At 53.1% G+C, this 14,277-nt stretch carries 14 protein-coding genes; all 14 read right to left on the minus strand.

Annotated features, from left to right (window positions below):
• Window positions 1-49: 49 nt before the first annotated feature.
• The 14 genes from ABQ298_10215 to ABQ298_10280 all read right to left on the minus strand — a co-directional run bounded on the left by ABQ298_10215 (window position 50) and on the right by ABQ298_10280 (window position 14,219).
• The gene (locus ABQ298_10215; protein MEQ9824746.1) at window positions 50-1,594 is read right to left on the minus strand and encodes an NADH-quinone oxidoreductase subunit N; all 1,545 of its coding nucleotides are present in this window, start codon (window positions 1,592-1,594) and stop codon (window positions 50-52) included.
• An 18-nt stretch (window positions 1,595-1,612) separates the two neighbouring features.
• Window positions 1,613-3,190, minus strand: a complete 1,578-nt coding sequence (locus ABQ298_10220; protein ID MEQ9824747.1) for an NADH-quinone oxidoreductase subunit M — start codon at window positions 3,188-3,190, stop codon at window positions 1,613-1,615.
• 23 nt (window positions 3,191-3,213) lie between these two features.
• Entirely contained in the window at window positions 3,214-5,079 is a 1,866-nt protein-coding gene (nuoL, locus tag ABQ298_10225; protein ID MEQ9824748.1) for an NADH-quinone oxidoreductase subunit L, read from the minus strand.
• 19 nt (window positions 5,080-5,098) lie between these two features.
• On the minus strand, window positions 5,099-5,398 hold the full coding sequence (gene nuoK, locus ABQ298_10230) for an NADH-quinone oxidoreductase subunit NuoK (protein MEQ9824749.1): 300 nt from the start codon (window positions 5,396-5,398) through the stop codon (window positions 5,099-5,101).
• A gap of 15 nt (window positions 5,399-5,413) precedes the next feature.
• On the minus strand, window positions 5,414-5,971 hold the full coding sequence (locus ABQ298_10235) for an NADH-quinone oxidoreductase subunit J (GenBank protein ID MEQ9824750.1): 558 nt from the start codon (window positions 5,969-5,971) through the stop codon (window positions 5,414-5,416).
• A gap of 36 nt (window positions 5,972-6,007) precedes the next feature.
• Window positions 6,008-6,556: an NADH-quinone oxidoreductase subunit I gene (locus ABQ298_10240; protein MEQ9824751.1), complete on the minus strand. Its 549-nt coding sequence runs from the start codon at window positions 6,554-6,556 to the stop codon at window positions 6,008-6,010.
• Between the two features lie 28 nt (window positions 6,557-6,584).
• Entirely contained in the window at window positions 6,585-7,685 is a 1,101-nt protein-coding gene (locus tag ABQ298_10245) for a complex I subunit 1 family protein (GenBank protein MEQ9824752.1), read from the minus strand.
• An 11-nt stretch (window positions 7,686-7,696) separates the two neighbouring features.
• Entirely contained in the window at window positions 7,697-9,394 is a 1,698-nt protein-coding gene (locus tag ABQ298_10250; GenBank protein ID MEQ9824753.1) for a 2Fe-2S iron-sulfur cluster-binding protein, read from the minus strand.
• 43 nt (window positions 9,395-9,437) lie between these two features.
• Window positions 9,438-10,799 carry an NADH-quinone oxidoreductase subunit NuoF gene (gene nuoF / locus ABQ298_10255; GenBank protein MEQ9824754.1) on the minus strand — a complete coding sequence of 454 codons (1,362 nt, stop codon included), beginning with the start codon at window positions 10,797-10,799 and terminating at the stop codon, window positions 9,438-9,440.
• A gap of 18 nt (window positions 10,800-10,817) precedes the next feature.
• Complete coding sequence (locus ABQ298_10260) at window positions 10,818-11,303, minus strand: NAD(P)H-dependent oxidoreductase subunit E (GenBank protein MEQ9824755.1); 486 nt, start codon at window positions 11,301-11,303, stop codon at window positions 10,818-10,820.
• Between the two features lie 25 nt (window positions 11,304-11,328).
• Window positions 11,329-12,558 (minus strand): NADH dehydrogenase (quinone) subunit D, encoded by a 1,230-nt coding sequence (nuoD, locus tag ABQ298_10265; protein ID MEQ9824756.1) that lies wholly within the window; start codon window positions 12,556-12,558, stop codon window positions 11,329-11,331.
• A 34-nt stretch (window positions 12,559-12,592) separates the two neighbouring features.
• Window positions 12,593-13,186 carry an NADH-quinone oxidoreductase subunit C gene (locus ABQ298_10270; GenBank protein ID MEQ9824757.1) on the minus strand — a complete coding sequence of 198 codons (594 nt, stop codon included), beginning with the start codon at window positions 13,184-13,186 and terminating at the stop codon, window positions 12,593-12,595.
• Between the two features lie 39 nt (window positions 13,187-13,225).
• Window positions 13,226-13,771 (minus strand): NADH-quinone oxidoreductase subunit NuoB, encoded by a 546-nt coding sequence (nuoB, locus tag ABQ298_10275; GenBank protein MEQ9824758.1) that lies wholly within the window; start codon window positions 13,769-13,771, stop codon window positions 13,226-13,228.
• 73 nt (window positions 13,772-13,844) lie between these two features.
• Window positions 13,845-14,219: an NADH-quinone oxidoreductase subunit A gene (locus ABQ298_10280; GenBank protein MEQ9824759.1), complete on the minus strand. Its 375-nt coding sequence runs from the start codon at window positions 14,217-14,219 to the stop codon at window positions 13,845-13,847.
• Between the last annotated feature and the right edge of the window lie 58 nt (window positions 14,220-14,277).

Genomic DNA, 14,277 nt, shown 5'->3' on the forward strand with positions numbered 1-14,277 from the left:
ATGCACAAGGCATCCCGCCTTTCCAAGCTTGTTGTGCGTTCGATACGCCCTAGAAAAGACTCCAATTGCTGAGCAGATCCATGGGAAAGAGTCCAAATACCAGAATCGCGATGGACACCAATCCAAGGAACAGCAGATTGGTCATGGATGCAGACGCAAACACCTTGGGTTCCGGTTTCTCCTCATCGTCGAGCTGAACGACTTGCTCCCGCACATAGATTTCCCGTATCCATTTGAAATAATAATAGATCGAGACCGCAACGCTGACCGCCCCGATCCCGAGCAACACCAGCAGTCCACTCTGGAATGCAGCAACAAAGAGTGAGAACTTCGCCATGAAGCCCACCAATGGCGGAATGCCGGCCAGGGAACCGATACCGATGGTCAAAAGTGCCGCCAACACCGGACGCTGCTCACCCAACTGCGTGTAGTCATACACATCCTGATCCGCATCCTCGGGGATCGATAGGATCGACATCACACCAAAAACCACCAGGGAAGCCAGGAGATAGGCAAACAGATAGAAGAGGATGGATCCGCTCACCCAGCTCACCGAATCCGTATTGAGCATGACCAGAATGCCCATCATTAGAAAACCCGCGTGGGCAACTCCGGACATGCCCAGAAGGCGTTTCAGGTTTGTATAACCCAACGCCACAACATTCCCGTAAATCAACGTCACCGCAGTCACCAGCAAAAGGATCGGTGAGACAAATGCAGCAAGCGGAGCAAACGCACCCGTCGGTGAAAACAAAATCAGCAAAACCGCTACACCCGCTGCCTTTGAGCTGACCGAAAGAAAAGCGGTCGTCGGGGTCGGTGCACCCTGATACACATCCGGAATCCAGATTTGAAATGGTACTAATCCGATCTTGAACGCCACTGAAGCCAGCACTGCCAATGCCCCCATGCGGGCCACAGGATGAGCTGCGTTTTCTGCAAGAAAACTCTGCAAATTGCCAAAAGCGAGCGGATCTGCACTGCTACCCACCAGCATGGGATTTCCACCAATGCCATAGAGCAACGCAATGCCAAGCAGCAGAATTGCCGTATTCGTTCCACCCACCACCAGGTACTTGATGCCAGCCTCAAGTGAGAGCGGACTGTTGCGATCATAAGCCACCATCACATACAAGCCCACCGCGATCGTCTCGAGCGATACAAAGAGAATCACAAAGTGGTTACTGTGCACGAGCAGCATCATCGCTGCCGTAACGATACTGGAAAGGGCATAGAATTCCGTTCGCACGAGTTTGCGATCCCTCAGGTAGTTTCCCGCCAGCCAGAGAATTCCGATATTCGACAGTAGAAAAAAGACACGAAACCACTGGCTCAGCGGTGTGATCACGATCATGCCATTAAAAACGGACTTGGGTTCAATCTCCGTTGGACAGGTACCAGTGCCGCAGCACACAAATGTGAGCACTGCCAGGTTGAGCACAATTCCAATGCGGGGAACCCATCGGTTCAGCCTTGTGGGCAGCATCACATCCAGCAGCAGCAGAAACAATGCGATGCCACAGAGCGTGATTTCGGGAAGCAGCGTCAGCCACTCCTGAGTTGCGGCGATGCGTTGAAAAGTTGAGTAGTCCATGTCGGGCAATCGGTGAGTTTATTCGTTGGGGACCGGAGCAGCAGGTTGCAGGAGCGACTCCGCAGAACGAGCTTCAAGAGTCTGCTGCTGCGCTTCAGGGGCAACACGCAAAACATGAGTTTCCACTGCCCTCGCAATGGGATCACTTGCAAATGATGGGAAAAGTCCAAAAAACAACAACGCTGCCAACAACACAATCGCTGGCAAGCGCTCCATCCCGTTCAGATCACGGATGGGGTGTTCCTTCTTGATTGCTTTCAAGTTCTCCGATACTTCGCCAAAAGCAATGGCAGATACCGCACGAAGTCCATAAATTGCAGAAATCACGATGCCCAGCAGCGCGAGCACCATGAAGAGCGGATTCCAGTCCCACAGGCTGATGAAAATGGTCAGCTCACCCCAGAAATTGGCAAACCCGGGAAGTCCGATGCTCGCCATCGTTGCCGCCATTAGAAATCCGGCCAGAATCGGAGCATCCTTCCCCAGTCCTCCCATTTCATCCATGTAAAAAGTCCGGCAACGATTTTGTACTGCTACCGCCAGGTTAAACAGCAGCGCAGCGGACAACCCATGAGCAAACATCAGAAAAACAGCACCCCCAACACCGATTACAGACAGAGATGCAATTCCCAGGAAAATATAACCCATGTGCATGACCGATGCATAGGAAATCATCTGCTTGAAATCCTTCTGAGCCATCGTCACCAGACCGATCAGCACGATGTTGCCCACCGCAAGCACTGCGAGCAGATTTGACCACTCCAGGGCACCCTCCGCCAGAAGTGGCAACGCAACCTGGATGAGCACGTAAAGTCCAAACTTCTTCAGCACACCAGCATGAAGCATCGCTACCGAAGTGGGTGCTGCTCCATATCCACGAGGTGCCCAGCTGTGAAACGGGAAGAGTGATACCAGAATCCCCAGTCCCACCAACAACAGGGCAAAAAGACTGTTTTGTAGCGTCCCGCTCAGTCCCACAGTTGCAATGTGATCGGACAGCGTGATCAAATCGAATGAGCCAAGGTCATTGCCCGCATAGATTCCAATCAAACCCACCAGTGAAAGCATCGCTCCCAGGGTGAGGTAGATCGTCATTTCCATCGCAGCTGCACGGCGGTGGGTCCCCCCCCAGATGGCGATCATGATGAAGGTCGGGATCAGCGCGAATTCATGAAAAAAGTAGATGTAGAAAAGATCGTATGTGGAAAAAATTCCCATGAGTCCCGTCTGCATCATCAAGAGTAATGCCAGGTAGGTGCGCTTGCGGTCAGCCACCGACAACACTGCGGTGATTCCAGCTGCAAGCCCCACGATGCCCGAAAGCAACAGCAGGATGACGGAAACCCCATTAACGCCAAGTCTCAGAGCAATTCCCAAATTCGACAGTCCGGTATCCACTACTCCCAAAAACTGATACTCACCCGTTCCAGTTGCCAGGTAGGCCAGAAACACCTGGAGGGAAAGCACCGCAGGAACAATGAAACCTGCAAGCCCCAAACCCAACACAAACACGGTTGGCACTTTTTTCGGTAACACCGCAAGCAACAGTGCTGCCGTTGCCGGTGTGAGAATCGAAAGCAATAAAATCAATGACATGGTAAGAGACTTTCCCTTTGGTTCTAACGCATTCCGAAGACCACTGCCCCACACAGGATGAGGCCGACTGCAAACCAGTAAACGTAGTGGTGAACATTTCCCGTGGTCATGAATCGCAGGATCATGCCCAACAACCCAACTCCTCCGGCACTACCCCGCATCCCCAGACCGGAAATCAATACCAGATCGAGCAGAGAGATAAACTCTGCGACGGGTTGCTGGATGCGTCGCACATAAAAGTTGTAAACCTCGTCGAACCATAACTTGCCATCAAGGAAGCGATAAAGCGGGTTTGCATGTTTTTCGAGCATGTCTTCAGTGCTACCGGGTTTGTAGATCATCCATGCGAGAGAAATGCCCGCAAATGCCACTGCAATTGAGAGGATCGGCAGCCAGATCTTGAGGGCACCGTCGGGATGCGGAACCGACTCAAACAGCACCGAGTGCAGGGAATGGGGATACACCCACGACATCCATGCGAATACGGAAAAGAATGCCAGGATGACCAGTGGTAACAGCATGACCCATGAGTTTTCCTTGGCTTCGCCAACATGCTCGGAGCGGGGAACCCCGATAAATACCGTAACAAAAAGACGGGTCATGTAAAAAGCGGTAACCCCGGCCCCCAGCATCAGCAGATAAAAGATGGGAGTGTGGTGCTCCCAGGCAACAAAGAGGATGGCTTCCTTGCTGGCAAAACCAGACATAAAGGGCAACCCACACAATGCCCATACCCCAATGGCAAAGGTCACCGTCGTCACAGGCATGCGTCCCCATACTCCCCCCATGCGAAAAATGTCCTGTTCGTGATGGGCTGCGTGAATGATCGACCCCGCAGCGAGGAAGAGCAGTGCCTTGAAAAAGGCATGCGTTGTCAGGTGGAAAAGCGAGGCACCCACTCCGTAGGCATGACCGTGCGATGCCGCCAAGGTTCCAATGCCAAATGCCGCCACCATGTAACCGAGCTGCGACAAGGTGGAATAGGCAAGCACCTTCTTGATGTCTTTCTGCGTGATGGCACAAAAGCCCGCATAGACGGCCGTGATCGCACCCACCCAGCAAATGACATTCAGCGCCTCCGGCGTGAACAGAAAAACGACCCGGCACATCAGGAAAACTCCTGCGGCCACCATGGTTGCGGCGTGGATGAGTGCCGAAACAGGTGTGGGTCCCTCCATCGCATCAGGCAACCAGACGTGCAATGGCATCTGGGCGGATTTCCCGAGCACTCCGCAGAACAGCAGCAGTCCCATCGCTGTCAGCAATCCAGCCGGGTTCGCATGAGTCAGCTCCTGCAGTTCCGTCAAATCCACTGTGCCAAATGCCCACCAACACCAGATGATACCGATGAGAAAACCAAAATCCCCCACCCGATTCACGATAAAGGCCTTGTTGGCAGCATTGGCAGCCGAGGATTTGTGCTGGTAGTGGCCAATCAGTAGGTAGGAACTCAGTCCCACCAGTTCCCAAAACACAAACATCATCACCAGATTGCTCGAAAGCACGATGCCAGTCATTGAAAACATGAAGATGGAAAGCCCACCAAAAAATCGGCCTCGGCTGGGATCTCCCTTGCTGTATTCCACTGCAAACACATGGATGAGCAGACCGACAACTGTCACCACAAACAACAGAACCGCTGAAGTAGCGTTGAGAAGAAAGCCCATTTCAACGGTCAACGCTCCCATCGAAAACCAGCGAAAGGATGCTTCCAGGCCCTCAGCCGGAAGCATGGCCAGCAGATAAACCGCCTGCGCCGCACAAAAGGTGGCACTGAGCAGTGATACACCAACCGCCAGCTTTCCCTGGCGTCTCAAGAACAATGCGATGATGCCGGATGCCAGCAGTGGAAGCAGCAGCAGGCTGAAAATTTGAACAGTGGGTGACATGATTCTCTAAGCTGAAACGCTAGTTTTTGAGTTCGTTGAAACGACTGATCGTCAGGGTTCCCTTTCGGCGAAACAGTGCGACCATGATCGCCAGTCCAACGGCAACCTCTGCGGCGGCAACCGTGATACTGAAGAAGACGAAGATCACACCGTCCATGCCCATGTTGAAGCGGGAAAACGCCACAAACAGCAGATTTACGGCGTTGAGCATGAGTTCAAGACTCATGAGTACGATGAGCGCATTGGTTCGGAATAGAACGCCAAACAGCCCGATCGCAAACAGCAGGGCAGAAATGATAAGATAGTGAGTCAGTAACATGATGATCTCTCCCTTTTACGAATCCTGATTCGACGATGGTTTCGCTTCAAAACGGCTCCACAGGTCCTTGCTGATCACGATAACCCCAACCATGGCAATCAACAGCAACATGCCCATCACCTGTATGGGGAGCAGGTATTTGCCAAACAATACCGCACCATAGGCAATGGCTCTGCCACTGAATGCCAGAGGATCGGAGGCAGCCTCTGTCGGCATCTCCGGAGCGCTGACAGAAAATTCAGGTGAGAAGGACAGACCCACCAATCCCGCACCCACGAGCACGCAGGCAATCAGTGCCGCCACCAGATTTGGGATGCTGCGCTGTTTCTTCGACTCTTCCTGCACGTCAATCATCATGATGATGAACACAAAGAGCACCATGATGGCACCCGCGTAGACCAATACCTGCAGCGCCGCCAGGAAGTAAGATCCCAGCATGCCAAAAAGCCCCGCAGTGCCAATGAGAGAGAGGATCATGAACATCGCGGCATTCACTGCATTGCGCGATAGTGTCACAAGCAGTGCTGAAGTCACAGTGATCGCAGCGAGAAAATAAAAGAAGAAGGTTTCCATGGCAGAGTAGTTCTGGAGAAGACTTCAGGCAAAGCCTCAGGTATGAGCGCCTCCCTTGAGTTCGGCTTGTTTCTTTTTGTCCCATTTAAAGTGGGAATCTTCGCGCACGCCACCGATCTCGTAGAGTTTCTGTTTCTTGAACTTGAGTTCATCGCGACTCAGTCCGTTGAGACTGTAAACATCCTGCATGAAAATCGCCTCTTCAGGGCAGACTTCCTCACACATGCCGCAGTAGATGCAGCGCAACATGTCGATCTCAAACTCCTGGGGTGCCTTTTCCACATGGATGTTGTCGCTGTCCTCTGAAATCGAGCCTGGAATAATCTTGATCGCCTTGGGTGGACAAACGAATTCACAGAGCTGGCAGGAGACACACTTCTCTCTCCCGTTTGGGTCTTTCACGAGGGCGGGCTGACCGCGATAGTATTCCGGGATCGGGGGCTTCACCTCGGGATACTCCATCGTCACTTTTTTGCGGAAGAAGTTTTTCAGGGTGATGCCCAGGCCACTCACCACCTGGGGAAGATACATCTTCTCCGTGAGCGTCAGCGGCTTTCGTTCCATTACTTTAGATGTGACAGGCATAGGTCAAAATCAGGTTCAGGTTACAGGATCAGGCGATGCGGGGAGTCAGGAAAACCAGGAGCACCATGATCAAGACCAGATTGACAATGGCAGTCGGAAGCAGGATTTTCCAGCCCAGTGTCATGACCTGGTCGTAACGGAATCGCGGGAGCGTCCAGCGAATCCAGATGAAGAAGAAGATCAGTCCACAGGTTTTCAGGATGAACCAGAGCGTTGAAAGCACCGCACCCAGGATACCTGCAGGCCACGGATTTGGCAGGAGTGGCAAAAAGTTAAATCCACCCAGGAAAAGGGTAACAAACAAAGCAGACCCAAAAACAATGTGGGCATATTCTCCGATAAAAAACATGCCAAACTTGAAGGCACCATATTCGGTGTGAAAGCCTCCCACCAGATCGGTTTCCGACTCTGCCATGTCAAAGGGCAGTCGGTTGGTCTCGGCAAAAAGGGTGATCAAGTAGAGGATTGCCGTGAGCGGCTGCAGGTAGAACAGCCAGTGCTGCTCCTGAAACTGCACCACGCTGACAAGGCTTAGTGCGGCTCCCGATCCGGGCTGGTTCACCCACAGGAACACGGGAATGATCGCCAGCGCCATGGTCAACTCATACGAAATCATCTGTGCCGTCGCACGAACACCACCAAGGAAGGGATAGCGGCTGTTGGCTGCCCAACCGGCCAGAACTGTGCCATACACGCCGAGGGATGCCACCGCAAGGATCACCAGGATGCCGATGTCAACGTGGGCGAGGATCATGGCCTTCACCTCACCAGCAGCGTTTTCATAAACACCAAACGGAAGCACGACCACCGGAACCAGTGCCGGAATCAGTACAATCACCGGTGCAAGGTTGTAATAAAACTTCCGGACATGGCCGGGGATGGTTTCTTCCTTGAAGACAAACTTCACCGCATCGGCTACCAGCTGGAAGATTCCCAGGCGGGTCAGGAACCTGCCCAGCACCGGAATCGACCCCAGGATCGGAATCGTGGTGCGATTCGGTCCCAGACGTCCCTGAATGTAACCGCAGACTTTGCGCTCTGCCAATACCGACAAGCCCGCCATCGACATGATGACGCCGATGGCGCCAAATCCGCAGGCAGCTGTGATCAAATAATATGTCCAGTCCATGGCTTCAATCCTCAGGCGTTTGCCGGTTCAGGGTTCACCGCCTGGTAGTGCAGTGATTGCGTTTCACAGAATTTCAGGTGAGCGAATCGGGCAGCATCCATCAGCAATCCCTCATCGGGCAGGTTGCCAAAATGCACCTGTGCCAGTTCAGGAATCTTACTGCGAATGGATTCCCATACGGACTCCATGGAGGCACTGCTTCCCTCACAGCCGATCAATCCCGCAAGATGACAGAGTGTCGACAGGTCGGAAGCGACTCCTTTCGGACCCGGAATCGCCTGTGCAAACTTCTGAATGCGAAAATTCTGATTGATGAACGTTCCGCTCTTTTCAAACACAGTCAGTGAGGGGATGACCACCGTGGCGAGCTGGCTGGTTTCATTCTGCTCCGGACCGATGTAAATCACCTGGACTTGCTCCAGCAAGGAGCGATCCACTCCCGCAGCAATCAAATCCTCTCCCACTACCAACAGGGTTTCCACCGATTTGTGCTCAAGTGCCTCCTTTATCTTAGCGATGTGATCGTATGGAGTTTCCCGGATCAATCCGGTCACAATCGCACCCCGGGTGTTGGGGGTTCGATCATTGGAGATGAGAAATCCGTCTCCCTCTGCCACATGGGGAACCATCCACACCGGTGCCTCAAGTCGGTCTGCCATGTCCTTGAGAAGATGGTGCTCTTCCACCGTGCTGTGCCCACTGACGACCAGGGCAACGCGCTCACCGCGCAGCAGTGCGCCTGCATGTTCCAATGCCTGATCACGGGTAACTGGAGCACCGGCAACTGCGGCTTCAAACAGGCGAAATTCCGATTCAGCCCGGCGGTAAAGGCGACGACCGGAATCGGACATCCAAGTGTCGTTCACGTCATCATTCTGCCTCGGAGTGATGCGATAAATCTTGCCCTCGCGGGACCACACCTCGGTGTTCACTCCCACACTGCTCTCCGTGCAGATGCTCTTCACCGGCTTGAGAAACCACACCCGCATCTTGAAACGGAAATCGTTGTCTGTGAGTGCCCCCACCGGACAAAGGTCCACAACATTGAGGGAATAGTTATTGTCCAGTTCCCTGCCCGGATAACAGGTCAAGGTCGAATAACTTCCGCGATCCACAAATCCAAGGACCGAATCCTTGGTGATCTCCTGGCTGAACCGCACACAGCGCGAACAGAGGATGCAGCGCTCATCGTCCAATGTGATACGCGGTCCGATGCGCGAACGCTTGGGTTTGACGTTTTTCTCCTCAATGTAGCGGCTGTAGCCACGACCATAATCCGTCGAAAACTCCTGCAGGCGGCATTCACCCGCCTGGTCACAGATCGGACAATCAAGCGGATGGTTCAACAAGAGAAACTCCATCACACCATTGCGACACTCCTTGACCATCGGACTTTGGGTGCGGATGTGAAGTCCGGCAGAGGTTTTGGTCGAACAGGCAATCGCAGGTTTGGGCATCCACCCGATCTTAGGTTTGCCCTCCTCCAGGATCACCTCTCCCGAGTCGCGGTCGCGCATCGGCATACCCATTTCCACCAGACACATGCGGCAATTGCCCGCCACGCTCAGCTTGCTGTGATAGCAATAGTGGGGAATTTCCACTTTTGCGTACTTTTTGACCGCATCAATCAGATTCATGCCCACCGGAACATCGACATCCCGGCCATCCACATTGATCGTCACCAAATCGATTTTTACCTCTTCACTCATTGCTTCCTCATCTCCCGGATTTCGCGTGTGGCCCCATCCTCCCTCAGATCAGCGGATATCCCCCATAGGGTGCGCGTTTCACCTCTCCATTCGCCTGGCTTTGAGCCTTGGCGACAAACTCATCCTTGAATTTTGCAATAAAACTTTGAACTGGCCATGAAGCCGCCTCACCAAATGCACAAATGGTCCTTCCGGCGATCTGGTCAGCGATGGATTTCAGGAGATCAGCGTCCTCTTCCCGGGCACCTCCTGTGACCATGCGATGCGTCACCCGCTTGAGCCAGAGCGAACCCTCACGACAAGGAGTACACTGCCCACAGCTTTCATGCTGGTAAAACGCATTGATATTGGCCATGGCCTCCACCATATCCACAGTGTCATCCATCACAATCACTGCGCCCGATCCCGACATGGAGCCTGCGGCCATGGGACCGTCAAAATCGAGCGGAATATCCTCAATACCCCAGTCAAACTCCGTTCCATCCTTTAACGTCCCCTTGTAGCGTTCACCTGCACGGAGAACCTTGGATGAAGAACCCCCCGGAATAACAGCCTTGAGCTTGCGCCCGCCACGGATGCCTCCACAGACGTCATAAATCAGCTCTCCATACGTCAGTGCACCGCACTCAAATTCAAAATAGCCCGGACGTTCAACGTGACCTGAAACGGACCAGATTCGGGTGCCCGTGTTGTTCGGACGGCCAATCTTTGCATATTCCGCTCCTCCCATGTCCACGATGTGCTTGACGTTGCAAAGCGTCTCCACGTTGTTGACCAGCGTCGGGCACTGGTACAATCCCAGCACTGCCGGGAAAAACGGCGGCTTGATCCGGGGATTGGCCCGCTTGCCCTCAAGTGATTCAATCAAGCCGGTTTCCTCACCACAAATGTAGGCCCCTGCCCCACGGTGTACGACAATATCACAACTGTAACCGGTTCCGAGAATGTTTTCCCCTACAAATCCCTTCGCACGTGCCTCTTCGATGCATTTTTCGAGCAAGCGCGCTCCCTCCTGCATCTCACCACGGATGTAGAGAAATGCCTGCGCCGCCTGGATAGCAAAGGCAGTGATCATCATGCCCTCAATCAGCTGGTGCGGGTCCTTGTGAATGATTTGCCGGTCTTTAAACGTGCCCGGCTCCGATTCATCCGCATTACAAATCAGATAGATGGGTTTTCCCGATTTGCGGTCCAAAAACTTCATTTTCATCCCCATTGGGAAACCGGCACCACCCCTGCCCCGCACACCGGACGCCATCACTTCGGAGCAGATGTCCTCGGGCTTCATGCCTACCGCCTTCTGGAGCATGTCGTAGCCACCATGCCGGAGGTAACATTCGATATCCGGAGTGTACCCCTCCTGATCGGCGTGTTTGAGTAAGATTCTTCGTTCTGCAACGGCCATGATGATCCGAAATACGGGTTAAGATTGCTTCGCGAGTGCTTTCAGTTGCTCCACGAATGTGTCCACCTTTTCGGGAGACACATTCTCATGCATGGTTTCATCCACCTGAACCACGGGGCCTGTCCCACAATTGGCAATGCATTCGACAAATTCGATGGTGAAATTGCCATCGGGAGAAGTTTCCCCTAACTTGCACTCCAGTTTTTCCTGCAACTGCTCACAAAGGGAATAGGCGCCGTTCAGCGCACAGGGAAGCGTACGGCAAACCTTCACGTGGATTTTCCCGATCGGTTTGCGTCGGAACATCGGGTAAAAGGTCAGCACTTCCAGTACGGCCATGGGTGGAATGTCGAGCTTCTGCGCGACCCATTCCATGGATGAGTCACAGATATATCCCCGTTCTTCCTGTATGATGTGCAGCAGTGGAAGCACCAGACTGCGTTTTTCCGGATAACGGGGAATCAGCCTTTCGATTCGTTCGAGAGTTTCGGCTTTTAAATCCATTGTGATTCGAAATTCGAGTATTGAGTTACCGGTCGCACTCGCCCATCACGAAGTCGAGACTCCCGAGAATGGTCGTGACATCGGTCAGCATGTGTCCCGGCAACAGCTCGGAGAGGATACTGAGGTTACAAAAACTGGGTCCACGGATTTTCAGACGATACGGAACCCCTCCACCGTGGGACACGACATAGAATCCAAGCGCACCCTTGGGATTCTCCGCTTCAAAATAGACTTCACCCTCTGGAACCTCCGGCCCCTGGGTCACCAGCATGAAATTCTGGATCAATTCCTCCATGCTCGTCAGTACTTTCGACTTGGGGGGAAGGTAGAGTTTCTTCGCATCCTCTGCATACCAGAGTCCTCCGGGCAGCTGCTCAATCGCCTGTTTTACAATGTGCGCACTCTGCTTGACCTCCTCCATGCGCACGAGAAAGCGGTCATAACAATCTCCCGTCGATCCCAAAGGCACCTCAAAATCGTACTTTTCGTATCCCGAATAGGGTTTGTCCCGGCGCAAATCCCAGTCAATTCCGCAGCCTCGCAAATTGGCTCCGGTTAAACCATAGTCGAGCGCCTTTTCTCTGGAAATCACCCCCACCCCCACACAGCGGTCGTAGAAAATACGGTTACGCGATAGCAAACCATCCACCTCATCGAGGGTTCGGCGAAACTCGTCAAGAAACTTGAGCACCTTATCCGTCCAGCCTTCAGGCAGATCCCGCGTCACGCCGCCAATACGCGTATAGCTGGTTGTGAATCGTGCACCCGTGAGTTCTTCAAACAGGTCAAAAAGTTTTTCGCGCTCGGTAAAGCAGTACATGAACGGCGTCCATGCTCCCGTGTCCATGGCAAACACTCCGATGCCCAGCAGGTGGGACGAAATGCGGGCAAGCTCAGCAGTGATCACGCGAATTGCTTCACAGCGCTCGGGCAACTGTATCCCGGCGAGTTTTTCCACTGCAATCGCATAGGCCATGTTATTGGCCAGGGGTGCCAGGTAGTCCAGTCGATCCGTGTAGGGAACAAACTGGTTATACGTCATATTTTCGGCGATTTTTTCATCTCCCCGGTGAAGATAACCCACCACAGGATCCACACGATGAATGGTATCGCCATCAAGGTCCATTACCAGACGAAGCACACCGTGAGTCGTCGGATGAGAAGGACCTACATTGATCGCCATTTTTTCGGAATGCAACGCATCGGCTCTCGCCTGCGCATCTCCGATCGAAATTTCTTTGGTTTCAGCCATGATTTGATCCAGTTCGTATCCTATTCTTGCTGGCCGCTCAATCTTTTGCGTGTTGCTCCGTCCAACTCTGGTCTTTGCCTCGCGGCTCCCGTGCACTCATCGGACCTGCCGAAGCAGCAACAAACGGTCCACCAGCCATCGGAGCAGGTTTGACGACCAGACCGGTGCGTTCCACCACATCCTCTTCCGGGTATTCCTCCTCAATTCCGGCAAGCGGAAACTCCTTTCGCAGCGGAAAATGCGGATATCCGTCCCACATGAGAATGCGCCGGAGATCCGGATGCCCCTTGTAGGTAATGCCAAACATGTCGTAGGTCTCACGCTCATGCCAATTTGCTGCAGAATAAATTGAGGTCACCGATGGAAGTGTCGGAGTTTCATCTCCCTCTGCATCGACACGCAACCGCAGATACTCCCGTGTCTCCATGTTGAGCACATGGTAGACTCCGCAAAACCGTGGAGAGCTGCCTGGACCATTGTCCACTGCGGTCAAATCGGCGAGCATTGCATAGCCTGCACTGTCCCGAAGGTAGGTCATCACCGCAACCAGGTCAGATGCCGGACAACGAAAACTGGGGCAGTCGATGGAAGCGATGGGAACGAGGAATTTGAATTTCTGGTTGAGATTCATATTTGCAGGATGGTGCGTCATTTTGGCGGTTTTGCCACGTCAGCGAGGACCGGTGGGAAGGTGCTCCGGATCGTGGCGTCCCTTTTTCATCTGAAACAGGGATTGCTCGTTCTTAATTTTTTCCTGCAGACGCATCATGCCATCCAACAAGGCCTCAGGTCGGGGTGGACAGCCGCTGATGTAGATATCAACCGGCAAAATGCGATCCACGCCCTGGAGCGTCGCGTAGGAACGATACATTCCCCCCGTTGACGCACAGGCTCCCATGGCTACCACCCATTTCGGTTCTGCCATCTGATCGTAAATGCGACGGACCGCCTGTGCCATCTTGTAGGTTACCGTTCCCGCCACAATCATGCAGTCGCTCTGCCGAGGGGAAAAACGCATGACCTCCATCCCAAATCGAGCGATGTCAAACTTTGACGCACCCACTCCCATCAACTCGATGGCACAACACGCCAGCCCCATGGGCATTGGCCAAACGGAATGTCGGCGAACCCAGTTAATCACCGCATCGGCCCGGGATACGATAACCTCTCCCTCAACCTTGCTGTTGTATGCAATTTCCTGCTTCTCAGCGATCATGATCAAACTCTTTCCTTTTCAGCCCTGAAAATATCACCTGATGTCCTCAGGCACGGACTCTGAGGCATCTTCGTTACTTCTCCCAATCAATAGCCCCCTTTTTGACTTCATAAACCAACCCTACCACAAGGATGGCCATGAAACAAAGCACCGGAGTCAAAATCGGAATGCCAACACTCAAAAAATCGCGATAGATCAACGTCCATGGGATCAGAAAAACGACTTCGATATCAAAAAGAATGAACAGCATCGCTGTCACATAGAATCGAATCGAAAACCTCGAACCCATTTCCTCCAGTGGCCGCATCCCACACTCGTATGCCGAATCCTTGATGCGATTCCCAACCACCTTTTGGCCAAACAGATGACTGATCACAATGATCGCCACCGCAGTACCCACCGCGAGGGAAATCTGGATCACAATCGGTATGTAAGAAGCGTCTCCCATGTCGACCTAGAATCAACCCCGCTTGCCATTACCTTCAAGCTTAAAATACAAATTCTTG

It is taken from the genome of Puniceicoccaceae bacterium, from assembly GCA_040224245.1.
In the GTDB taxonomy this organism is placed as follows: Bacteria; Verrucomicrobiota; Verrucomicrobiia; order Opitutales; family JAFGAQ01; genus JAKSBQ01.